At 35.5% G+C, this 21,687-nt stretch carries 23 protein-coding genes; 11 read left to right on the top strand and 12 right to left on the bottom strand.

The window, feature by feature from the left end; translation table 11 throughout:
- Nucleotides 1-39 precede the first annotated feature (39 nt).
- Nucleotides 40-1,209, top strand: coding sequence for a DegT/DnrJ/EryC1/StrS family aminotransferase (locus SIB75_RS09410; RefSeq protein WP_413683026.1), 1,170 nt, complete (start codon nt 40-42; stop codon nt 1,207-1,209).
- A gap of 1 nt (nt 1,210) precedes the next feature.
- Here SIB75_RS09410 and SIB75_RS09405 read toward each other — a convergent pair whose 3' ends face one another.
- The 3 genes from SIB75_RS09405 to folK all read right to left on the bottom strand — a co-directional run bounded on the left by SIB75_RS09405 (nt 1,211) and on the right by folK (nt 3,901).
- Nucleotides 1,211-2,713, bottom strand: coding sequence for a cryptochrome/photolyase family protein (locus SIB75_RS09405; protein WP_413683025.1), 1,503 nt, complete (start codon nt 2,711-2,713; stop codon nt 1,211-1,213).
- Complete coding sequence (locus tag SIB75_RS09400) at nt 2,689-3,249, bottom strand: NUDIX hydrolase (protein ID WP_413683024.1); 561 nt, start codon at nt 3,247-3,249, stop codon at nt 2,689-2,691. The genes SIB75_RS09405 and SIB75_RS09400 overlap by 25 nt, the downstream gene beginning before the upstream one ends.
- A 70-nt stretch (nt 3,250-3,319) precedes the next feature.
- Nucleotides 3,320-3,901 (bottom strand): 2-amino-4-hydroxy-6-hydroxymethyldihydropteridine diphosphokinase, encoded by a 582-nt coding sequence (gene folK, locus SIB75_RS09395; protein WP_413683022.1) that lies wholly within the window; start codon nt 3,899-3,901, stop codon nt 3,320-3,322.
- A gap of 47 nt (nt 3,902-3,948) precedes the next feature.
- On the opposite strand from folK, the gene bchD reads away from it, so the two are divergent.
- The gene (gene bchD, locus SIB75_RS09390) at nt 3,949-6,102 is read left to right on the top strand and encodes a magnesium chelatase ATPase subunit D (protein ID WP_413683021.1); all 2,154 of its coding nucleotides are present in this window, start codon (nt 3,949-3,951) and stop codon (nt 6,100-6,102) included.
- A 13-nt stretch (nt 6,103-6,115) separates the two neighbouring features.
- Here the strand turns inward: bchD and SIB75_RS09385 are convergent, their stop codons facing one another.
- Nucleotides 6,116-6,961 (bottom strand): MlaD family protein, encoded by an 846-nt coding sequence (locus SIB75_RS09385; RefSeq protein ID WP_413683020.1) that lies wholly within the window; start codon nt 6,959-6,961, stop codon nt 6,116-6,118.
- Nucleotides 6,962-6,965: 4 nt separating this feature from the next.
- On the bottom strand, nt 6,966-7,751 hold the full coding sequence (locus tag SIB75_RS09380) for an ABC transporter ATP-binding protein (RefSeq protein WP_413683019.1): 786 nt from the start codon (nt 7,749-7,751) through the stop codon (nt 6,966-6,968).
- Nucleotides 7,752-7,878: 127 nt separating this feature from the next.
- On the opposite strand from SIB75_RS09380, the gene SIB75_RS09375 reads away from it, so the two are divergent.
- On the top strand, nt 7,879-9,276 hold the full coding sequence (locus SIB75_RS09375; protein WP_413684847.1) for a gluconeogenesis factor YvcK family protein: 1,398 nt from the start codon (nt 7,879-7,881) through the stop codon (nt 9,274-9,276).
- 1 nt (nt 9,277) lies between these two features.
- Here SIB75_RS09375 and SIB75_RS09370 read toward each other — a convergent pair whose 3' ends face one another.
- The 3 genes from SIB75_RS09370 to SIB75_RS09360 are packed head-to-tail and all read right to left on the bottom strand — an operon-like array spanning nt 9,278 to nt 10,919.
- Nucleotides 9,278-9,799, bottom strand: a complete 522-nt coding sequence (locus SIB75_RS09370; protein WP_413683018.1) for an NAD(P)H-quinone oxidoreductase subunit J — start codon at nt 9,797-9,799, stop codon at nt 9,278-9,280.
- A gap of 17 nt (nt 9,800-9,816) precedes the next feature.
- Nucleotides 9,817-10,566 (bottom strand): NADH-quinone oxidoreductase subunit NuoB, encoded by a 750-nt coding sequence (gene nuoB / locus SIB75_RS09365; protein ID WP_413683017.1) that lies wholly within the window; start codon nt 10,564-10,566, stop codon nt 9,817-9,819.
- Nucleotides 10,557-10,919 (bottom strand): NAD(P)H-quinone oxidoreductase subunit 3, encoded by a 363-nt coding sequence (locus SIB75_RS09360; protein ID WP_413683016.1) that lies wholly within the window; start codon nt 10,917-10,919, stop codon nt 10,557-10,559. The genes nuoB and SIB75_RS09360 overlap by 10 nt, the downstream gene beginning before the upstream one ends.
- A 180-nt stretch (nt 10,920-11,099) precedes the next feature.
- Here SIB75_RS09360 and SIB75_RS09355 point away from each other — a divergent pair, with 180 nt between their 5' ends.
- The 5 genes from SIB75_RS09355 to SIB75_RS09335 all read left to right on the top strand — a co-directional run bounded on the left by SIB75_RS09355 (nt 11,100) and on the right by SIB75_RS09335 (nt 13,156).
- The gene (locus SIB75_RS09355) at nt 11,100-11,429 is read left to right on the top strand and encodes a rubredoxin (RefSeq protein ID WP_413684845.1); all 330 of its coding nucleotides are present in this window, start codon (nt 11,100-11,102) and stop codon (nt 11,427-11,429) included.
- On the top strand, nt 11,426-12,442 hold the full coding sequence (locus tag SIB75_RS09350) for a photosynthesis system II assembly factor Ycf48 (RefSeq protein ID WP_413683015.1): 1,017 nt from the start codon (nt 11,426-11,428) through the stop codon (nt 12,440-12,442). The genes SIB75_RS09355 and SIB75_RS09350 overlap by 4 nt, the downstream gene beginning before the upstream one ends.
- A gap of 107 nt (nt 12,443-12,549) precedes the next feature.
- Nucleotides 12,550-12,798, top strand: a complete 249-nt coding sequence (psbE, locus tag SIB75_RS09345; RefSeq protein ID WP_011294296.1) for a cytochrome b559 subunit alpha — start codon at nt 12,550-12,552, stop codon at nt 12,796-12,798.
- A gap of 29 nt (nt 12,799-12,827) precedes the next feature.
- Entirely contained in the window at nt 12,828-12,947 is a 120-nt protein-coding gene (locus tag SIB75_RS09340; protein ID WP_011294297.1) for a photosystem II reaction center protein L, read from the top strand.
- 11 nt (nt 12,948-12,958) lie between these two features.
- Nucleotides 12,959-13,156 carry a photosystem II reaction center protein J gene (locus SIB75_RS09335; RefSeq protein WP_269609601.1) on the top strand — a complete coding sequence of 66 codons (198 nt, stop codon included), beginning with the start codon at nt 12,959-12,961 and terminating at the stop codon, nt 13,154-13,156.
- A gap of 76 nt (nt 13,157-13,232) precedes the next feature.
- Here SIB75_RS09335 and mtnP read toward each other — a convergent pair whose 3' ends face one another.
- Nucleotides 13,233-14,165: an S-methyl-5'-thioadenosine phosphorylase gene (gene mtnP, locus SIB75_RS09330; RefSeq protein ID WP_413683014.1), complete on the bottom strand. Its 933-nt coding sequence runs from the start codon at nt 14,163-14,165 to the stop codon at nt 13,233-13,235.
- Between mtnP and selD the strand changes: the two genes are divergently transcribed.
- Complete coding sequence (gene selD, locus SIB75_RS09325; RefSeq protein WP_413683013.1) at nt 14,151-16,328, top strand: selenide, water dikinase SelD; 2,178 nt, start codon at nt 14,151-14,153, stop codon at nt 16,326-16,328. The two genes, mtnP and selD, sit on opposite strands and share 15 nt — an antisense overlap.
- A gap of 18 nt (nt 16,329-16,346) precedes the next feature.
- Here the strand turns inward: selD and SIB75_RS09320 are convergent, their stop codons facing one another.
- The 3 genes from SIB75_RS09320 to SIB75_RS09310 all read right to left on the bottom strand — a co-directional run bounded on the left by SIB75_RS09320 (nt 16,347) and on the right by SIB75_RS09310 (nt 20,377).
- Nucleotides 16,347-17,603, bottom strand: a complete 1,257-nt coding sequence (locus tag SIB75_RS09320; protein ID WP_413683012.1) for a CCA tRNA nucleotidyltransferase — start codon at nt 17,601-17,603, stop codon at nt 16,347-16,349.
- Nucleotides 17,604-17,649: 46 nt separating this feature from the next.
- On the bottom strand, nt 17,650-20,064 hold the full coding sequence (locus SIB75_RS09315) for a UvrD-helicase domain-containing protein (protein WP_413683011.1): 2,415 nt from the start codon (nt 20,062-20,064) through the stop codon (nt 17,650-17,652).
- An 88-nt stretch (nt 20,065-20,152) separates the two neighbouring features.
- Complete coding sequence (locus tag SIB75_RS09310; protein ID WP_413683010.1) at nt 20,153-20,377, bottom strand: hypothetical protein; 225 nt, start codon at nt 20,375-20,377, stop codon at nt 20,153-20,155.
- A 228-nt stretch (nt 20,378-20,605) separates the two neighbouring features.
- Between SIB75_RS09310 and SIB75_RS09305 the strand changes: the two genes are divergently transcribed.
- Nucleotides 20,606-21,154, top strand: a complete 549-nt coding sequence (locus tag SIB75_RS09305; RefSeq protein ID WP_413389796.1) for a bleomycin hydrolase — start codon at nt 20,606-20,608, stop codon at nt 21,152-21,154.
- Between the two features lie 63 nt (nt 21,155-21,217).
- Entirely contained in the window at nt 21,218-21,685 is a 468-nt protein-coding gene (locus SIB75_RS09300; RefSeq protein WP_413683009.1) for a bleomycin hydrolase, read from the top strand.
- The last annotated feature ends 2 nt before the right edge of the window (nt 21,686-21,687 follow it).

Here is a 21,687-nt window from a genome sequence, read left to right as displayed (position 1 = left end):
TTTTTGATTTTTCATTATTGCAACTTAATTTAAATAGTTATGCAAATACCTCCTTTTAGCCTTGAAGCTCAAATTTCTGAAATTGGAGAAGAGATTGAAGAAGCTTTAATAAAGGTTTTTAGAAGCGGAAAATATATTGGAGGAGAAGAGGTAACTTCCTTCGAAAAAGCTTTTGCCTTAGCTACAGAAACTTCTTACTCTGTTAGTTGTAATAGTGGAACTGATGCATTAATTCTTGCTTTAAGATCACTAAATATTGGACTAAATGATGAGGTGATCACCTCATCATTTAGTTTTTTTGCTACTGCAGAAGCAATTACAAGTGTTGGAGCTAGGCCTATTTTTGTAGATATTGATCCTGGAAATTATCTTATGGATCTGGATTTAGTAGAAAAAGCAATAACTCCTAGAACTAAAGCTATTTTGCCTGTTCATTTATTTGGTCATCCACTAGATATGGATCAAATAATGGCAATTGCCGAAGGAAATAATCTAAAGGTTATAGAAGATTGTGCACAAGCAGCTGGTGCGCATTGGCGAGGTAAACCCGTAGGAAGTTTTGGGGATGTAGGTTGTTTTAGTTTCTTCCCTACTAAAAACTTAGGTGCAGCAGGAGATGGAGGGGCCATAACTACTAATGATTTTGATCTGGCAAAAACAATTAGGGAATTAGCTATTCATGGGATGCCAAAGAGATATTTTCATACAGATATTGGATATAATAGTAGACTTGACTCATTACAAGCTGCAATCTTAAATGTTAAGTTATCTAGATTAAATAAATGGATTGAGCAAAGAAAATTAATAGCAATTAATTATATAAATAAGTTATCAACTATAGAGTCAATTAAGTTACCATCTAATACTTTGATAAATAATTCTGATCATTCGTGGAATCAATTTTCAATAAGGATAATGGACAATTCTTTTGTTAAAAATTTAAAATTTACTTCAGAGGATGTTCTTGATAGTCTAAGTAGAGATCTATTCAAATCCGAACTTCAAGGGCATGGAGTAAATACAATAATTTATTATCCAATACCCATACATCTTCAACCTGCATATAAAACATTAGGTTATAAAGAAGGGTCTCTTCCTATTACTGAAAAAGTATGCAGTCAGGTTATCAGCTTACCTATTTTCCCCGAGTTAAAATCTATTGAGCAATCATATGTAATTGATAAAATAAATGAAATATTCAAAAGATAGTCTATTTAATATTTGAATATAATTCTTTGAATATTGATGTTTGATTTTTATGATTTATTATAGGTTTTGGATAGCCATTACTCTCCGCTAAAATTATTTCACCTGAAAGTAAATTAGGTGTCGAAATGTGTGACAATTCCGGAATCCATTTCCGGATATAATTACCATCTTGGTCGAATTTAGAAGCTTGTCTAAAAGGATTAAATATTCTCATAGGTTTTGGATCCATTCCACTGCTAGCACTCCATTGCCAACCTCCATTGTTTGATGCTAAGTCACCATCAACTAAGCTTTTCATGAAGAAAAGTTCTCCCAATCGCCAATCAATTAAAAGGTCTTTTACTAGAAAAGAAGCAACAATCATTCTGCATCGATTATGCATCCATCCAGAATACTTAAGTTGTCTCATTGCAGCATCGACTATTGGGATACCGGTCAATCCATTCTCCCAAGCATCCAGCCAAGCAGGTCTATTTTGCCATTGAAAATCTAACCATTTTTTCCTATACGGACCGTTCTCTAGCTCTGGGAAATTAATAAGGGCATTTTGATAAAATTCTCTCCAAGCAAGTTCCTTTATCCATGTATCTATAGAATTTATTTGATATTCGTTAGTCGCCATATTTCTTGATTTTTGAGCCCCATTCCATACTGTCCTGCAACTTATTGTCCCTAAGCTTAAAGCAGCACTTAGATTAGAAGTTGATTCTAAAGATGGAATATCTCTTGCTTGATTATATGAATTTATTACTCCTGAATTTATGAAAAAGTTTAATTGCTTTATTGATTCAGACTCTCCTGGTTTGCAAGGACAAAGATTGGTATCCTTAAATCTATTTGAAGAAAGTAAATCACAAATATATTTATTTTCTTTTGTAATGCAATAGTTTGAATCCGAGTTTTTAATCAATGATAATTCTCTCTTATTAATACCTCGAAAATTTTCAGGTGTTCTTGAGATTTGTGTTGAATTATTATTTGCTATATTGGTATTATTGATTAAATTAATCCATTTACGATAAAAAGGTCCGTATACTTTGTAAGGTTCATCATTGTTTGTTTTGATATTAACTGGATTGACAAGTAATTGGTCTAAAAATGTATATACTTTTCTTTTCTCTTTTAAAAGTAGTTCTGTAATTAGTTTATCTCTATTGATTTCATAGGGCTCAATATTTTCGTTCCAGTAAATACATTCAGCTTTAATTAAGTCCGCTAATTTAGAAATTAATTTAATAGGATCTCCATTCAATATTAATAAACGACTTCCCCTTCTCTCCCAATTCTTTTGAAGTTCTAAAAGACTTTCGCCCAAAAACCAATTTTTTGCCTCAGATGTATTTCTATTGATATCTAAAAGATTGGGATCTAAAATATAAATTCCTATAAGCTCTTTTGCATTTTGAGATGCTTGAAATAGACCTATATTGTCTTCGATTCTTAAATCTCTTCTATGCCAAAATATTGATCGAAACTTTGTCATTTTTGATTCAAGATTTGGCATGCTCTGAACCATGCAGTAATGGTTTTTCCATCAAGGGATTCTTCTCCACTTGCAATAATTTCATTTAACTTTCCGGGAGTAATTGTTAATACTTCAATATCTTCATCTGGATCGCCCTCAGGCTTCTGATTAAGTTTAGTTAAATCTCTTGCAAGAAAAAGATGAATTGTTTCATCTGAATATCCTGGGCAAGGAAGCATTTGTCCAAGATTGTCCCATTTTTTGGCTGAGTAACCACTTTCTTCTTTAACTTCTCTTTTTATTGATTCCAGTGGGCTTTCACCTGCTTCTAAAGTTCCTGCTGGAAACTCAAGAATTCTTCTCGAGCAAGCAAATCTGTATTGACGAAGAATAACGACTTCTCCGGAATCTGTTATTGGTACTGCTAAGGCAGCTCCTGGATGTCGAATGACCCCAAATTCACCCTCCATTGAATTGGGTAAAAGAAATTTATTAATTTCAAAACGAATTTTTTTTGCATCAAGACAAGCCTTTGTCTCAATAATTTCTGAGGGTTCAGGTCCTGGAATAGACATACATTTTTTTTATATTCATATAGGATGGCTGATTTTTTTAGAAAAGACAGGCGATTTTTGGTTATGAGTTTTATTCAGGCCAAATGTTTTGAGAATTGATACGTTTAGGTTTCCCTTGAGACTTTGACAAAACCTCTGCAAGGGGAATTAAAACAAAGTTTCTTTCACTTAATCTTGGATGAGGCAAAATAAGAGTTTCTGTATTTATGTGCAGTTCTCCCCAAGAAATGAAGTCAATATCTAAAGATCTTGGGCCCCAAAAAATTTCTGCTTTTTCTCTTTTCCTACCTGCAATTCTCTCTAATTCTAAAAATTTTTGCATCAAACAGATAGCTGCTTTTTTATTTGGGGTTAATGAGGTAAAATCTTCTCCCTCAACAACAAGTACGGTATTAATAAAGCTTGGTTGATCAACTGGACCCCCTAAAGGAGCAGTTTTAAATAGAGGCGCCCATTGAAAAGATAAAGACTTATCAATATTTTGAGAGTCGATTTTTGGGCAATTTAAAGCAACATTCCACTCAATTATGCTTTTTTCTATTTCCGGCCTCATGGCAGCGATTGTTCTTATGGGATCTCCAAGAATGCCAGGGATATTTGCGCCTATTGAGATGACGAGTTTCAATTCTGGTTTTTGTTTTGCATAAGTCATGCGAATATTAAAAGACTTTTAAAAATTTGCTTGATTTATCCAACCCTATGGTTTCCAGCAGATTGAATAACAACAAGATGGCTTCGGCTTCAAAAGAAACTGCTGTCATGGATAGAGCTAATCGTTCTTTTCCGTTGGCTGCAATTACAGGCCATGGAACTTTAAAGCTTGCTTTAATGCTCGCCGCAGTTGATCCAGGCTTGGGAGGAGTAATAATTGCTGGCGGTCGTGGTACTGGTAAATCTGTTTTAGCTAGAGGGTTACATGCGCTTCTCCCTCCAATTGAAATAATTGATTTAGAAAAATTAGCTAATAATGATCGTGATGATGATTCATTTATTTATCCAGCAGGTAGAAATTTAGATCCTTCTTTCTCAGGGGAGTGGGATGATTTGACTAAAAAGCTATTTACAAAAAATATAGGAAGTCTTGAAAATAGAGGTGACTTGGAAAATATCCCTAAGAAAGTTGTTCCTGCGCCTTTTATTCAGGTTCCCTTAGGGGTAACAGAGGATAGGCTTGTTGGTGCTGTGGATGTTGCTGCTTCATTATCAAGTGGAACACCAGTATTTCAGCCAGGGTTACTAGCTGAATCTCACAGAGGAGTTTTATACATAGACGAATTGAATTTGTTGGATGATGGCATTGTTAATCTTCTTTTAGCTTCAGTTGGGGCAGGCGAAAATAGAGTCGAACGAGAAGGATTGAGTCTAAGTCACCCATGTCGACCTCTCTTGATTGCAACTTATAACCCTGAAGAGGGGGGGGTAAGGGACCATCTTTTGGACAGGTTTGCGATTGTGCTTTCTGCAGACCAATTAATTACAAATGAACAAAGGGTTGAAATAACTAAGTCTGCCATTTCTCATGGACAATCTAGTGAAGCTTTTTCCAAGAAATGGGCTGAAGATACAGAATCTCTATCAACGCAATTACTTTTAGCAAGGCAATGGCTTCCAGATGTTCATATCAGTAAGGATCAAATCAAATACTTAGTTACAGAAGCAATTCGTGGAGGCGTGGAGGGACATAGGTCAGAGCTCTATGCAGTAAGAGTTGCAAAGGCTCATGCTGCTTTATGCGGAAGAGATTCAGTGGACGCAGAAGATTTAAAGGCTGCAGTAAGACTTGTAATTGCGCCAAGGGCTATGCAAATGCCTTCAGAAGAAGAAATGGAACCCCCGGCCCCAGAAGATCAGCAGCCACCTCCACCGCCTCCTGAAGACTCTGAAGACAATAATGATCAAGAAGAAGATCAAGAAGAAGATCAAGAAGAGCAGCAAGATGAAGAGTCATCACCTCCAATCCCGGAGGAGTTTATGCTTGATCCAGAAGCATGTGCTGTTGATCCGGATTTGTTGCTGTTTTCATCCACTAAATCAAAGAGTGGAAATAGCGGAAGTCGATCAGCTGTTTTAAGTGATAACCGAGGGAGATACGTAAAACCAATTCTTCCTAGAGGTCCTGTTAGAAGGATTGCAGTAGATGCAACTTTAAGAGCTGCGGCTCCTTATCAAAAAGCTAGAAGAGAGAGAGAACCCAATAGGAAGGTTATCGTTGAAGAAGGTGATTTGCGCGCGAAATTACTTCAGCGTAAAGCAGGTGCATTAGTTATTTTCTTGGTTGATGCAAGTGGTTCAATGGCTCTAAATAGAATGGAAAGTGCAAAGGGAGCTGTTATTCGTTTGCTAACTGAAGCTTATGAAAACAGAGATGAAGTTTCTCTTATACCTTTTAGAGGAGATCAAGCAGAAGTTTTGCTTCCTCCAACCAGATCAATCACTGCTGCAAAAAGAAGACTTGAGTCAATGCCATGTGGTGGTGGCTCTCCACTAGCTCATGGCTTAACTCAAGCTGCACGAGTAGGAGCAAATGCTTTAGCGACAGGAGATCTAGGCCAGGTGGTCGTAGTAGCAATTACAGATGGTAGAGGAAACGTTCCATTAAGTACTTCATTAGGTCAACCAGTGCTCGAGGGAGAGGAACCTCCTGACTTGAAGCAAGAAGTTCTTGATGTTGCTTCGCGCTATCAAGCTCTTGGTATTAAATTGCTTGTCATTGATACAGAAAGAAAGTTTATTGCGAGTGGTATGGGTAAGGACTTGGCCGATGCGTCTGGAGGTAAATATGTTCAATTACCAAAAGCAAGTGATAAAGCTATTGCATCAATCGCAATGGATGCAATTAATAGCGTCACCTGAAATTCGTTGTTTTTTAAGGATATATATCATCAAACAATTTACTCAATCCTATAGTTACCCTTTTTAGAGCCTCTATAAGTTCTTTGTCTTCCATAATGTTTCCCATATCTGTACTCATTTGATCAATTTTCTTTGTTAGTGAACTAGATGTTGAGGCAAGTTCCTGAATATCTTTTAAGGTCTTGGGATTATCGAGGCTTTCAAGAATATTATTTAAATGAATCGAAGCTTTGGTTAGTTCAGAAATTATAGGTTTTACTCTGATAAGTTCTAATTTGGATAACAAGACAAGTTCATCAAGATTGGCTTGGGTCCTATCAAATTGTTCAATAGATTCTGAAACTTTATTAACTATTTCTTGCCTATCGGCTTCATCTATAATTCCATTTATACCCTCAGTCAAGTTTGATATACTAGCCATCTCTATACCTTTGATATTATCTCCACTACATAAAATTCTTTTATTTGGACAATCTTTTTTGACTGTAATTAGTTCATTTTTATTTAATGATTTACCCAATGAGACTAAAGATAATTGAGCATCTCCTCCAAGCATAGAACTTGTAACTATTTTAGCAATTACAGGTTTTGGTAAAATAAGATTATCATTATTTAATTTGATTTTAGTGTCAACAGTGTTTGGGGTAAAATTTATTTTTTGAACAGAGCCAACAACGATTCCCCGATAAGTAACTGGAGACATCTGGGCAAGGCCACTTGCATCTTTAAAGCTTGCAGATATCTCCCAGGTTTTAGAACTTAAACGAAAATCTTTTAACCAAAGCATTGCTCCGGAAAAGATAACTAATCCACCTAATAGTGAAAAACCAACAAACGCATCTCGTAAACTTCTACGCATTAATTTATAAGTCCTCAGGTTGCATTGGTCCTTGAAGATTACCTGTGCGAAATTGTTTTACATAGGAATTTTCACTTTGTTTAAATTGATCTATAGATCCATCCCATTGGAACTTTCCATCGTAAAGCAAAATAACTCTATTAGCTGTTCTTTCAATTGTACTTGAAACGTGACTTACTACGATTGAACAGCCATCTGCAGCATCAGTTGTTTTAATAATTAGATCTTCAATTCTGGTACAAGCTATGGGATCTAAACCAGCAGTTGGTTCGTCATATAGAAGAAGTGGGATTGAGTCTTTTCCTTTCTTTGAGTCACTAATTAATGCACGAGCAAAACTTACTCTTTTTTGCATTCCCCCACTAAGTTGATTTGGAAATTTTTCTGCGACGTCATATAAGCCCACTTTCTCTAAACAATGTATGACTTTTTGTTTGATAATTTCTTCGGAAAAAATTTTTTGCTTTTCAAGTAAAAAACCTACATTCTCCTTAACAGTTAATGATGCCAATAATGCTGGGTTTTGAAAAACTAATCTCACATCCGGTGGGTTATCTTGATCAAGCCTTAAATAATTTTGCTCAATGCCTGATATTTGAAGGCTTCCGCTAGAAGGTAAGAGTAATCCAGCGAGTAGGCGAAGTATTGTTGATTTGCCTGAGCCAGATGGACCAACAATTGCAAGCCGCTCACCATTACGCATGGCAAGATTGACTTCATTGAGAATTTTGTTTGATCCCAGCACTACACTGAGATCTTTCATCAACATTACTTGAGTGTTATTTGGCACACTCTCTCCTAATGTTTGTTTACCTATCTCATTTTGTATGAGATATGTGAATTGGAAAGCTTAATTAGAGTTTTTATGAATTAATTATTTAGGTCTCTTTGTTGAAATCTTCTCTAACTTGAATCCATTGAAAAAAAGAAGGAAAAGAAAATTAAGAAGCTCTACTTTGCGTAAAACCTTTTTCGCTAGTTTGTCTTTTCAACTTTACATGCGCTTTAAAAGAGCTGTTGGTTGGCTTTTGCCAGGTTTAGTGGTCAAAAGGTGGATGATTACATCTGGATTGGGCTTGTTAATTGCTTTGATTGGAGCATCAATTTGGGCTGATTTACGTCCCATTTATTGGGTTGTAGAAATACTTTTTTGGTTTTTAGGATTCATAACTACTTTTATCCCTAGAACTATTTCCGGACCAATAGTCTTTTTTATTGGCATCTCTCTTTTGATTTGGGGACAAGGAAGAAGTTTTGACGCTATTAAGCAGGCTTTAGGTTCCAAAAAAGATACTTTTTTAGTTGATGCACTTAGAGCTAAACAAAAATTAAATAGAGGTCCAAATATTGTTGCTATTGGAGGGGGGACAGGTTTATCTTCTTTATTAAAAGGCCTAAAAAGATATAGCAGCCGAATCACTGCAATCGTGACTGTCGCCGATGATGGAGGAAGTAGCGGAGTCCTCAGAAGAGAACTTGGAGTTCAGCCTCCAGGAGATATAAGAAATTGTTTAGCAGCTTTAGCAACGGAAGAGCCGCTAATAACAGGCCTTTTCCAGTATCGATTCCCCTCCGGAAGTGGACTGAAGGGTCATAGTTTTGGGAATCTTTTCCTTTCAGCTTTAACTGCAATAACTGGAAGTTTAGAGACTGCGATTACTGCATCAAGTAGGGTTTTAGCTGTTCAGGGTCAAGTTGTACCTGCAACTAATGTAGATGTCCAATTGTGGGCTGAACTTGAAAATGGTGATCGGATAGAAGGTGAATCAGCCATAGGAAATGTCCGATTACCAATAATGAGAATCGGTTGTTATCCATCACGACCCCCAGCTTTACCTAGAGCTCTTGAGGCTATTAGAAATGCTGAAATTATTTTGATAGGTCCAGGAAGCTTATATACATCAATTCTCCCTAATTTGCTTGTTCCTGAAATAGTAGAAGAGATAGAGAATAGTAAAGCTCCAAAATTATATATATGTAATTTAATGACTCAGCCTGGTGAAACTGATGGACTTGATGTTAGTGGTCATGTGAGGGCTGTTGAAGCTCAATTGGCATCAATAGGAATTACTAGGAAAATATTTAGTTCAATCCTTGCTCAAGCTGAATTAGAACCATCTCCATTGGTTGATTATTACAAATCAAAAGGGGCTGAACCAGTCAAATGCAATAAAATCGATCTTATGTCTAGAGGCTATAAGGTTTACCTGGCTTCTCTTCAGGGTTCAAAGATTACTCCAACTTTGAGGCATGATCCAAGTAGTCTTGCTCTAGCAATTATGAGATTTTATAGAAGATACAAAAAAAAGAAATAGATCAGTATGCATCTTGCATTTCATAAAAATCTGGCTGTACATAATCTTTTCTTAGCGGCCAACCTTTCCAGTCCTCAGGCATTAAAAGCCTTTTGGGATGAGGGTGCCCTTTGAAATTAACACCATACATATCAAAGGTTTCTCTTTCTTGCCAATCGGCCCCCCTGAAAAGACTGTATAAACTTGGAACAGTCATTGCGCCATCACGCTTAAGGAATATTTTTAACCTTACTTCGCGAGGAGAAATATCTTTTTTAAATTCACTCATTTCTATTAAATTATAAAAACAAACTATATTTAAACCAGGACCTTCATCGTATCCACCTTGGCATTGAAGGTAATTAAATCCTTCACTTTTTAATGCTTCAACTATTGCTAAAAGATTGGTTGGAATGATTTTTATAACCTCAACTCCCAAGTGGTCATTGTCGAGAGGAATGTTTTCAAATCCATTTTCTGAAAGCCATCCACTTATCGGACCCGAACTTTTTTCTTCAACTACTATTTCTGATTCGTTTTTCATTTTTTTATAGGAATTACTTAATTGTTTGAAAGTTCTTCAGATATTTTTTGAACCTCTTTTAAAGATTGATCAAATTCTTCAGATAGTGAAGGATTTAAAGCAATTAATTGTGTTTTTGCTTTTAGGTATTGTCCAGTTACTTTCGACTCGGTTCTCTTCATTTTATGAGGAATGGTTAAATACCTATGAGTTTGTGTGATCTTTGATCTCTCAGAGATTGATTCATTGGCAACTTTTTTCCTTAATTTAATTACAGCATCGAATATTGCTTCCGGTCTTGGAGGACATCCAGGAAGATAAAGGTCAACTGGTATTAATTTATCAACACCTCTAACTGCCGTGGTTGAGTCTGCGCTGAACATGCCACCAGTAATAGTGCAGGCTCCCATGGCAATTACATATTTTGGATCTGGCATCTGCTCATAAAGCCTTACAAGGGCAGGCGCCATTTTCATTGTGACTGTACCTGCGACTATCAGTAGATCAGCTTGCCTTGGAGAACTTCTTGGCACTAATCCAAATCTGTCAAAATCAAATCGAGATCCAATTAGAGCTGCAAATTCAATAAAACAACAAGCAGTTCCATAAAGAAGAGGCCATAAACTACTTAATCTTGCCCAGTTGTGAAGATCTTCAAGGCTTGTGAGGATTATATTTTCGCTTAAATCGTTTGTTACAGTGGGTGTCCCTACAGGGCCACAGGAAGCTTCTCTAAGGTTTCTTACTGCTTCAGAAGAGGGAGATTTATTCAAGGGATTCAACTCCATTCAAGGGCACCTTTTCTCCACGCATATGCTAATGCCACAACAAGAATTGTGATAAAAACAAGGGCTTCTATAAATGCTAATAACCCAAGTTTGTGGAATGCAACTGCCCATGGGTAAAGGAACACTGTCTCGACGTCAAATATAACGAAAACAAGCGCAAACATGTAGTAACGAATATTAAATTGGATCCAAGCTCCTCCAATGGGCTCCATGCCAGATTCATATGTAAGTTGCCTTTCTCCTGCTTTGCTTTTAGGAGCTATTAGCTTATTTGTTGTAAGAGCGAGAATGGGAACTGCTCCTGAAAGAAGAAGAAATCCTAAAAAATACTCATAACCCTGAAGGGAAAACATGAATGAATTACTGATTTCAATATCAGTCTGACAGTCATTTTCTAGATTAGTGCCATAGAGTTGTTATATGTGTAAGTGAAAACTGTGAGTAAAGACACCAAAACGAAATCAAATCCTTTGGAAGATTTCAATTCTGATCAAAAACAAAATAAAGTTACTTCATTTGAATCAAAAAACTCAATCGAGGAATTTGATCCAAAATTAAATCGCTTCGAGTGCATTAGCTGTGGTTATATTTATGATCCTGATGAGGGAATAAACAAGCTAAATATTGAAGCAGGAACGGCGTTTCTAGACATTGATAGAGAGAAATTTAGATGTCCAGTCTGTCGAGTAGGATTTGGTGGATATAAGGATATTGGACCTAAATCAAAGCCTAGTGGATTTGAAGAAAACCTTACTTATGGCTTTGGATTTAATAAACTTCCTTCAGGCCAAAAAAACGTTCTTATCTTTGGAAGCCTGGCTTTAGCCGCTGCCTGTTTTCTCTCTCTTTATTCTTTGAAATGAAACGTCTGTTTTCAAATGTCATTAATTGGACTCTTGTCTTAATAGTTGGAGTAGCTCTTAGTGGTTGTACTGTTAGCAATGCTTCGATGGGCTCATCAAGTCCTTGGTCACTAGTTGACCTCGATACTGAGGCGAATCCATTAGATGCATCCTTTGTAGATGACAAGAATGGTTTTTTAGTTGGTACAAACAGGTTGATTCTAGAGACAAATGATGGTGGAATTACCTGGGAAGAAAGAAATTTGGATATTCCTAGCGAAGGTAACTTTCGCTTGATAAGCGTTGATTTTAAAGGCCAAGAAGGTTGGATCGCAGGTCAACCAGGGTTGATTCTTCATACAACTGATGGAGGTAAAAATTGGACTCGTCTCGATTTGGGAAATAAGTTGCCAGGAGATCCTTATTTGATAACAACAATTGATGCTGATTCTGCTGAGTTAGCAACTACGGCAGGAGCAATTTATAAAACAACTGATGCTGGTACAAATTGGGAAGCAATAGTTCTTGATACTTCTGGCTCTGGAGGTATAAGAGAATTGAGACGCACAAACAACGGAGGTTATATAAGCGTTAGTAGCCTTGGTAACTTTTTCTCAGTTCTAAGCCCAGGGGATGAGACATGGAGCCCACATCAAAGAGCAAGTAGTAAGAGGGTTCAAAGTGTTGGTGAGCAGCCAAATGGCGATTTATGGATGCTATCTAGAGGAGCTGAAATCAGATTTAATGCAGACCCTGATGATATTGAAGCCTGGTCAAAGCCCATAATTCCAATAGTTAATGGCTACAACTATCAAGATCTTGTTTGGGGTCCATCTAAGTCGATTTGGGCCGCTGGAGGGAATGGAACTTTATTAGTGAGTAATGATGATGGAAAAACTTGGGAAAAAGATCCAGTTGGTGAATCTGTTCCAACAAATTTCATCAGAATTTTATTTGTGGACGATTCTAATAGTGACAGACCTAAGGGATTTGTTTTTGGAGAAAGGGGCAATTTATTGCGCTGGCAGGGTTGAAATCATAAATTTTTGATGATTTCCATGACTCTGTGTAACCACCTTGCAACAGAGATCGTTTCTTTTGATTTCGCTTGATAAGATCACTGAGCTGATTAAGTGAGGCTATGGCTGCCGGCTCTACCGGGGAACGCCCGTTTTTTGAGATCATTACTAGTGTCCGCTATTGGATCATCCATGCTGTGGCACTTCCTGCGATCTTCGTGGCAGGATTCCTATTTGTGTCTTCTGGGCTTGCCTACGACGCTTTTGGAACTCCTAGACCAGATACGTATTTTCAGGCTGGAGAAAGCAAAGCTCCTGTTGTTGTTCAGCGCTTTGATTCCAAGGCTGAACTTGACACGCGTCTGAAATAACCAAATTTCATCTGATTGCTTTTTTATCCATGCAAGTCAATCCAAATCCAAATAAAGTTCCGGTTGAATTAAACCGGACAAGTCTTTATCTTGGACTCTTACTTGTTTTTGTAATGGGAATTCTTTTTTCCAGTTACTTCTTTAACTAAATCTCTTTATCATGAGTAAATTAAAAGGACCTGATGGACGAGCAGGAGATCGTCTGCCAAATGGTATGCCTGCAGTCTCCTGGCAAAGACGGTGGACTGAGGGAGCACTTCCTTTATGGTTAGTGGCTACTGCAGGTGGAACAGCTGTTATTTTTGTTCTTGGTATTTTCTTTTACGGCTCATACACTGGTATTGGTAACGCTGGTTAGTTTTAACTAGAAAAATACTATTTATTTGAAATAACTAAAAACCAAATGACATTTATTATTGTCATTTGGTTTTTTTTTAAACCCAATATTTATCTGTAAATAATTTAATCTTGTCTTTAGTTTTATTTGGTACATTCTCTTTTGGAGTAACTAGAGCATTTTTTAATGCATTGTGAAAAGAGCTTGAAGGCCTTAATAAGGAGATTCTTTTCGCAGCAGCAGAGATTATTGATTTTGCAAAGATTGCATTTTCCTGAAGATTCTCAATGACCATCTCAACAGATACATTTTCACAATTTTGATTCCAACAATCATAATCAGTAACCATGGAAAGGCTTGAGTAAGCGATTTCGGCTTCTTTTGCTAATCGAGCTTCCGTATGGTTCGTCATACCTATGATTGAACATCCCCAATCTCTGTATAAGTTTGATTCTGCTTTTGTTGAGAATGCTGGCCCTTCCATAGCAAGATATGTTCCTCCAATATGCATTTTTTTCTCTTTGGTTAAAAGTTTTTCTATTTCTTGCGACAGTATTCGAGAAAGAATTTCGCAAAAAGGATTTGCCATGCTTATGTGAGCTACAACTCCATTGTTGAAAAAAGTCAATGGCCTTTGATGAGTTCGATCAATAAATTGGTCTGGTATAACAATATCCCGAGGTTTAATATTTTCTTGTAATGATCCCACCGCTGATGCGGATATTAACCATCTAACATTTAGATAGCGCATGGCCCAGATATTCGCCTTATATGGGATTTCGCTTGGATTTAAATTATGTTGCTCTCCATGGCGAGCTAGAAAAACAATTTCTATTCCAAATAGGTTTCCTATTAGTAACTTATTAGAAGGTTTTCCAAATGGAGTATCTAAGCTTAACTCGGCTATGTTTTTAATATTTTCTATCCTATATAGTCCACTTCCGCCAATAATTCCTAATCTGGCTTTTTTGAAATCATAGGCATCTGATAGTGTCCCAGAAATATTCAAAAAATCATGTTCAGTGATCATCTCGTTCTTGCTGGTGGTGGTCATACTCATGCCCTTGTGCTGCTTCGCTGGGTAATGAATCCAAAATTGAAGCCTGCCGGAATGATTACTTTAGTCAATAAATCAAGTAGTACTATTTATTCTGGTATGTTCCCAGGTGTAGTAGCAGGTAAATACAAGATTGATGAAATACTAATTGATTTGAGGAGCCTAGCTTCAAAGGCAGGCGTTTCATTTGTGATGGCAGAAATTGAGGGGATTGATACTAAGAAAAAAAAATTAATTTTAGCAGGACGCCCAGAAATTGAATATTCTTTATTATCTTTGAATGTAGGAACAAAAACTAACTTAAACTCTAAATCTTTAATTAGAGGAGATAAAGATTTAGCCGTTCCAATTAAACCTTTTTTTGAGTCTTATAAATTTATTGTCGGTCAGGATATCCATAAGGATAATCCTTCTGCTAAGCCATTTTTGATTATTGGTGGCGGGTTCGCTGGGATCGAAATAGCTTTTGCTTTAAGGAAAAGATGGCCAGAAAGATCTATTTTAATAAAAGTCAAATCTCAAAGAAAACTTAGCAAAAATCTATTAAAAAAATTAACAGATTTAAAGATTGAGATTATAGAAAAGGATCCATCTGTTTTATATCCGAAATTAATATGTACTGGCAACACATCATTTGAGTGGATAAAAGATAGTGTTTTCACTTTAGATGAAGATGGGAGGATATTAACAGAAAAAACTTTTCAAGTTCTTAATTTTCCAGAATTATTTGCTGTAGGAGATTGTGGAGTTATTAAGGATCACCCCCGCCCTTCTTCTGGTGTATGGGCTGTTCGTTCTGCTAAACCACTAGCAAAGAATTTAGAGAGAATAAATAAAGGATTAAAACTTAAGGAATGGAAACCTCAAAGAAAAGCAATACAACTTTTAGATATCAACTATGTAAATAAGAAATCCAAAGCTTTTATATCTTGGAGTCAATTGATGATTGGTCCTTTTGATTTTCTATCAAGATTGAAAGAATCAATTGACAAAAAATTTGTCTCTAAATTTAATCAAATTCAAGATATAGATAAAGAAATGTTTGCAAAGAAAGATATGATTAAATGTAGAGGGTGTGCAGCAAAATTAGCTTCTGCTCCATTAAGTAAAGCATTGAAAAAATTGGATTTAATAGAATCTTCAATCGATGATTCTATTAATATTGGAATCTTAAATTCTAGTAAGACTTTGATACAAAGTGTTGATGGATTCCCTTCCTTAATTAGTGATCCATGGCTAAATGGGAGGTTTTTAGCTTTTCATTCTTGCTCTGATATTTGGGCATGTGGAGGATCTGTGATCTCTGCACAGTCTGTTGTGAACTTGCCATCTTTGCCTAATAATTTACAGCAAGAGTTGTTATTTCAAGTATTAGAAGGTATTAATTCTGCTTTAACTATTCAGGGAGCAAAACTTATCGGTGGGCATACATTAGAGTCAAGAAATATATCTGAAGAGCCTTTCTCTCTAGGAATTGAAAGCTCATTAACTGTAAACGGAATTATTGATGATAATCATAACTTTTGGTCTAAGGGAGGAATGAAAAAAGGAGATCAAATTCTAATTAGTCGTTCTTTAGGCACTGGAATAATATTTTCTGCATTTATGAATGGCCAAGTAAAACCTTATATACTTGATTCTGTTTTAAAAGAAATGAATAAAAGTCAGCATGAGACTATCAATTACATTAATCAATTAACAAATTTATATCCAAGCTCAAAAATTATTAATGCATGTACTGATATAACTGGTTTCGGTTTGCTAGGTCATTTATCTGAAATGTTGGAGTCTACAAATAGTGATCAATTAAAGATGAATTTAGAACCCTTAAAAATTATTCTTGAGCTGGATCATATACCAGTTTATAATGGAGTGAAAGAACTTATAGATAAAGGATTTGAAAGTACTTTAGCTCCTTCAAATGAAATTTTTTTAAGAAATATTGAAGGAGATGAAAACTTAAGATTCGAGCTATTATATAATGATTTTACCGCCAATATATCGTTTTATAAGACTATGCTAAAAATTCTAGTAGACCCCCAAACTTGTGGCCCTTTAGTTGTTAGTTGCTCATCTATTTATTCAGAAAAACTTATACAGCAAGGACCTTGGATTAAAATAGGATTTATTTCTTGAAAATACTTATTAAATTATTTAGAAAATAATTATTTCATCAATTAATTTCATTCTTTGCCGTTTTATTTCTATTCCTATTTTTGGCCCAGGTTCCCAACCTTTGGCTATTAAATCATCTCCTTTTATTGGAGAATCTATATTTTTCCAGTTAAATAGCCAAGATTTTAAATATTCCTTTAGAGGGTTATCTCTACATATTTCAAGCATAAAAGAAGATTCATTAGCATTTATTTCCTCTAGATTAGTTGTCCACTTCGATGGCGACCAATTTTTATATAAATTATTAACTGTTATATTTTTTAGATATTTATTTAATCGAACAGCACCTTCTATGATTTCTTTTTGTTGTTGATTTAAGTGTAATCTGTTTGCTAGAGAGATAGGATTCTTAGATTCATAAACCAATGCTGTTAGGGGTTCAATATTTGATCTCTTTGCGATGAAGATTTTTTCAATTAGTCGCTGATCATCATTTAATTTTGAATCTATTATTTTTAGCCCTTCACAGGCTTGTAGATTTTTTAATGCTTTCTTCCAGTATTTACTTTTAAAAAGCAATTCTAGTTCCATTTTTAATCTTATTGATAATGCTGATGGGGCTAAATCGTTATTATCTCCAATATGCCAATTCCAAGGCCAACTATTTATTGTATCTTTTATTTGTTTTAAGGCTTGATTTGATATGTGAAAATCTAACTTTGCAGAATAGCGAGAAGCTCTAATAATTCTAGTTGGGTCTTCTAAAACACTTGATTGATGCAAGAAGTCTATTTCATTATTCTCAATAGCTTCTAATCCTGAAAATAAATCTATTAGTCTATTATCTTTGAGTTCAATTGCCATTGCATTTATATTGAAATCTCTTCTTAGTAGATCTTTTTTTATAGTAGATAATTCAACTATTGGATTTTCTCCAGGTATAGGATAGGTTTCTTCGCGAGCAGTTGCGATATCAACTTTTATGCCATTAATTATTACTTCTGAGGTTTTATAAGTTTTGTTATCTCGTATGACTTTTACTTTTTCTGCTCCAAGAACTTTCTGTAATTCCTTGATATAGCTTGATGTCTCTCCTTCAATAATTAAATCTAGATCATTGAAGATGATTTCATAATCTTGATTTTTAGATTTTGTTATTAAGTCTCTTACAATTCCTCCAACAATTGCAATAGAAGTTATATTGATTGAGATTGCTGTATCGAATAGAATGGTTAGAATTCCACTTGGTAATTCTTTTATCTCTTTTTCAATTGTAGATTTATCAAATAATTCCATGAGTAATATGATATTAGTTAATTAATATTTTTTAAATTAAAGTTTACTAATCTATTAATTTCAATGGAGCTAGTCTTGGATCTAATATTTTTGGTCCCATCCCTGAGAATTTTATAGCGAGTGAGATTTTTTCTCCTGAACCAAAAACATGTGTTATTTTGCCTTCTCCAAATGATGAATGTATAACTCTATCGCTAACTGACCATTTCTTCCCTGGAGAAGGACCAGAATATGTTTTTCTTACTCCATTTTCAGCTTCACTAGAAAAGGTCTTTTTATTGCTTTGACGATCAATTCTAGTCAGCCTATCTAGATTTTTTTCTCTTCTCAAGGTAGCTCCACCAGATAATGGGATGTCTCCTTTAACAAGCTCTTCTGGTATCTCGGAAAGAAATGTAGATGCGATAGCAGGTTCTCTCATCCCTCCCCACATCCTCCTCTCAGATGCATGAAAGAGAAATAGTTTTTCTTTCGCTCTAGTAAGTCCTACGTAACAAAGTCTCCTTTCTTCCTCAAGTGAGGATGGATCATCAAGTGATCTATAGCTTGGGAATAAGCCTTGCTCCATTCCCACAAGACAAACGACTGGAAATTCCAAACCTTTACTGCTGTGAAGAGTCATTAATGTGACTCGATTTGACGCAGTGTCTTTATTATCTGCATCGCTTGACAAAGCAGCAGTTGATAAAAAACCTTCTAAATTTGCATCTTCACTTTCTTCCTGATATTGCAGAGCAGCGTTAACTAATTCTTGAAGATTGCGCCTTCTTTCCTCTGCCTCATCTGTTCCTGTTGCAATTAATTCACTTAAGTAGCCACTTTTTTCTAAAACTAATTGAACTAACTCAGCAGGGCTTGAAGAAAGAAGATGACTTTGTAATTCATTGATAAGCTCACTAAAAATCAAAAGACCTTTAGCAGATCTTCCAGCGAGAGATCTAACAGCCTCGGGGTCATTAACAACTTCCCAAAGAGGAATTTTTAATTGACTAGCAGCATCACTCAATCTTTGAACTGTTGTTTTGCCAATCCCTCTTTTAGGAACGTTTAAAACTCGTAGAAGACTGACACTGTCAGATGGGTTAATTAAAAGTCTTAAATAAGCTAGTAGATCTTTAATTTCTCTTCTGTCATAAAAACGTAATCCTCCAACCACTATGTATGGAATACTCCAGCGAACCAATGAGTCCTCAATTGCTCTTGATTGAGCATTAGTTCTATAAAGAATAGCCATATCTCCCCAATTTAATTCTGGATTCGAGGCATCTAAAATTCTTAGCCTATGAATAACTGCCTCTGCCTCTGCTATTTCATCGTCACATCTTGTTAGTTTAATAGGCTCACCTTCTCCCCTAGTAGCTCTAAGAACTTTATCTATTCTTTCTTTATTGTTGGAAATTAGTGAATTTGCTGCTTCGAGGATGGTAGAGGTAGACCGATAATTTTCTTCAAGTTTTACGAGAGTTGAATCATTTGTATTGTCCTGGCTTTTCTTCCCAAAGTCCTCTTGGAATCCCATTAGTATCCTAAAGTCCGCAGCTCTAAAGCTATAAATGCTTTGATCTGCATCGCCAACAACAAACACTGATCGATTATTCCAATCTTTAAAAGAAGATGGATTTTTGCCATTGGTAACTAATTGTTTAATTAATTCGTATTGGGTCCAATTAGTATCTTGATATTCATCGACTAAAACATGTTTAAAACGATTGTGCCAATAAGTTCTAATTTGTTCATTTTGCTTTAGTAATTGAACAGGTATTAATAGAAGATCATCAAAATCTAATGCATTATTAGCAGCTAAAGCTTTCCTATAAAGTCTATAAGTTTCAGCGACTAATTTGCCTCTCTGACCTTCTTGACTCTTTGACAAATCATCAGGAAGTAAACATTGATTTTTGGCATTACTGATAGCCCAGCGGACTTTTTTGGGCTCAAATCTTTTAGGGTCTAGTTGTAGGTCTTGTGTAACTATTTCTTTGATAAGACTTTGTGCATCTGTTTCATCGTATATTGAAAACTGTCTAGTCCAAGTTAATCCTTCAGGATCTTTGAACTTGTCAATATCAAAACGTAATAATCTTGCAAATAAGGCATGAAAAGTTCCTATCCATAATTCACGGCTTATTTCACGATATATACGATTACGTATTTGTCTTTGTTCTGCAACTTCTAAGGCTGACCAGGGCTTCCCATGACTGACATTTGCTAATCTTTTTGCTAAAAGTAATTCAAGTCTATCTTTCATTTCTCTAGCAGCTTTATTGGTAAACGTGACTGCAAGAATAGAGCTTGGATCAACTTTATATTCAATAATTAAATGCGCAATCCGATGAGTAAGTGCTCTGGTTTTACCACTACCTGCCCCTGCTATAACTAATAATGGACCATGAAAATGATCAACTGCTTGAGACTGAGCTTGGTTTAATCCATTCAAAAATATATTGTTTGATTTTTTCATTTTATAGACTGAAAATAAATTGATTTGAATTTAGTTTTAGCTATATTAATAAAGATCATTTTATATTATTTAAGCAGATAAAATAAAGTTATGCTATTAAACTAGAAGTCACATTTTTCTTTTGTTTATTTAGTTTGGAAAGTATTATCTTAATTTGATTAAGCTCTGAATGCGATTTGATAATTGCGTTGATTTTTTCCTTAGGCATTTTCAGCTTATTTGAAATAGTTACTACTTCTTTTTCTAGACGATTTTTGTACTCGGTTAGTTCCTTAATTGATTCTTCCAACTCTTCTTTTGTAGGACTTTGCATTTTTTTATCTCAACAATAGCTCAAATTAATTATATCCCCTTTGCTTATAAGCTTTTTGAGATAACTCTATGAATGATTTTAGTAAAAATTCTTTTACAGTTAAGAAGCATTGCGTTATGAGTTCTCGTTCAGTGAAATTTGACTATAAGTCTTAAGTTAAATAGGTAATGACTAGTAAATCATTACTTATTAAACTTTGTTTACTTGTAAACCCTAGGTGGTTAAAAGATGCTTGATGCGTTCTCTAGAACAGTTGTAAGTGCTGACGCCAAAGGTGCAGCAATTGGCAGTGAGGATCTTTCAGATTTAAGAAAGTACGTAGCAGATGCAAATAAAAGAATCGATGCAACCCTTGCAATTACTCAAAATGTTTCTTGCATAGCTGCAGATGCAGTAGCAGGGATAGTTTGTGAAAATACTGGACTTACACAGCCAGGGGGACATTGTTATCCAACGCGTCGAATGGCAGCTTGTTTAAGGGATGGAGAAATTATTTTGAGATATGTAAGCTACGCCCTTCTTGCAGGGGATCCATCTGTTCTTGAAGATAGATGTCTCAATGGTTTAAAAGAAACTTATTTAGCTCTTGGAGTCCCAACTTCTAACGCTATTCGGGCAGTTGAAATAATGAAGATTGCCACAGTAGCAATTATGACTGAGACAAATACAGGAAGAAAAATGTTTAAGGGAATTAATTCTGGCTCAGGAGCACAATGTCAAGATATCGCGGCGGAGGCAGCATCCTATTTTGATCTTGTAATAGAGGCTTTGAGTTGAATATTCAACTTTAATTTTAATTCCTCTTCTAGAGCACTTCCAACCAACTCTTATTAGTTCATTATGAAATCTGCAGTTACAACCGTTGTAAGCGCAGCTGATGCAGCAGGAAGATTTCCTAGCATGAGCGATTTTGAGTCTGTGAAAGGTTCTTTTGATAGGGCAAAAGCTCGTCTAGAGGCTGCAGAAAAACTTGCTTCTTGTCTTGATAAATTTACTAATCTTGCTGTTGATGCTGTGTATGAAAATGGCTCATATGAGCAGGCTAATAAAGATAAGTGCGTGAGAGATATTCATCATTACTTGCGTCTTATTAATTATTGCTTAGTAACTGGTGGCACTGGTCCTTTAGATGAATGGGGAATCTCAGGTATGAGAGAAATTATTCGTATACAGCTACTACCAACAGCTGCATATATAGAAGCATTTATTTTTATTCGAGATGAAATTAAAATAAATGATCTTATGAGTCAGCAAGCCGAAACGGAATTTAAAGGATTATTGGATTATTTAATAAACGCACTAGCATAAAA

Source organism: Prochlorococcus sp. MIT 1011, assembly GCF_047305235.1.
Classification (GTDB): Bacteria; Cyanobacteriota; Cyanobacteriia; order PCC-6307; family Cyanobiaceae; genus Prochlorococcus_B.
The sequence above is the reverse complement of the archived record's forward strand: the minus strand, read 5'-3'. Positions and strand labels throughout refer to the sequence as shown.

What these genes read in the sequence shown, in the direction of transcription:
- SIB75_RS09410 (WP_413683026.1), top strand. Translation starts at nt 40, where the DNA reads ATGCAAATACCTCCTTTTAGCCTTGAAGCTCAAATTTCTGAAATTGGA.
- SIB75_RS09405 (WP_413683025.1), bottom strand. Translation starts at nt 2,713, where the DNA reads ATGCCAAATCTTGAATCAAAAATGACAAAGTTTCGATCAATATTTTGG.
- SIB75_RS09400 (WP_413683024.1), bottom strand. Translation starts at nt 3,249, where the DNA reads ATGTCTATTCCAGGACCTGAACCCTCAGAAATTATTGAGACAAAGGCT.
- folK (WP_413683022.1), bottom strand. Translation starts at nt 3,901, where the DNA reads ATGACTTATGCAAAACAAAAACCAGAATTGAAACTCGTCATCTCAATA.
- bchD (WP_413683021.1), top strand. Translation starts at nt 3,949, where the DNA reads ATGGTTTCCAGCAGATTGAATAACAACAAGATGGCTTCGGCTTCAAAA.
- SIB75_RS09385 (WP_413683020.1), bottom strand. Translation starts at nt 6,961, where the DNA reads ATGCGTAGAAGTTTACGAGATGCGTTTGTTGGTTTTTCACTATTAGGT.
- SIB75_RS09370 (WP_413683018.1), bottom strand. Translation starts at nt 9,799, where the DNA reads ATGAAAAACGAATCAGAAATAGTAGTTGAAGAAAAAAGTTCGGGTCCG.
- nuoB (WP_413683017.1), bottom strand. Translation starts at nt 10,566, where the DNA reads ATGGAGTTGAATCCCTTGAATAAATCTCCCTCTTCTGAAGCAGTAAGA.
- SIB75_RS09360 (WP_413683016.1), bottom strand. Translation starts at nt 10,919, where the DNA reads ATGTTTTCCCTTCAGGGTTATGAGTATTTTTTAGGATTTCTTCTTCTT.
- SIB75_RS09350 (WP_413683015.1), top strand. Translation starts at nt 11,426, where the DNA reads ATGAAACGTCTGTTTTCAAATGTCATTAATTGGACTCTTGTCTTAATA.
- psbE (WP_011294296.1), top strand. Translation starts at nt 12,550, where the DNA reads ATGGCTGCCGGCTCTACCGGGGAACGCCCGTTTTTTGAGATCATTACT.
- SIB75_RS09340 (WP_011294297.1), top strand. Translation starts at nt 12,828, where the DNA reads ATGCAAGTCAATCCAAATCCAAATAAAGTTCCGGTTGAATTAAACCGG.
- SIB75_RS09335 (WP_269609601.1), top strand. Translation starts at nt 12,959, where the DNA reads ATGAGTAAATTAAAAGGACCTGATGGACGAGCAGGAGATCGTCTGCCA.
- selD (WP_413683013.1), top strand. Translation starts at nt 14,151, where the DNA reads ATGTTCAGTGATCATCTCGTTCTTGCTGGTGGTGGTCATACTCATGCC.
- mtnP (WP_413683014.1), bottom strand. Translation starts at nt 14,165, where the DNA reads ATGATCACTGAACATGATTTTTTGAATATTTCTGGGACACTATCAGAT.
- SIB75_RS09320 (WP_413683012.1), bottom strand. Translation starts at nt 17,603, where the DNA reads ATGGAATTATTTGATAAATCTACAATTGAAAAAGAGATAAAAGAATTA.
- SIB75_RS09315 (WP_413683011.1), bottom strand. Translation starts at nt 20,064, where the DNA reads ATGAAAAAATCAAACAATATATTTTTGAATGGATTAAACCAAGCTCAG.
- SIB75_RS09310 (WP_413683010.1), bottom strand. Translation starts at nt 20,377, where the DNA reads ATGCAAAGTCCTACAAAAGAAGAGTTGGAAGAATCAATTAAGGAACTA.
- SIB75_RS09305 (WP_413389796.1), top strand. Translation starts at nt 20,606, where the DNA reads ATGCTTGATGCGTTCTCTAGAACAGTTGTAAGTGCTGACGCCAAAGGT.
- SIB75_RS09300 (WP_413683009.1), top strand. Translation starts at nt 21,218, where the DNA reads ATGAAATCTGCAGTTACAACCGTTGTAAGCGCAGCTGATGCAGCAGGA.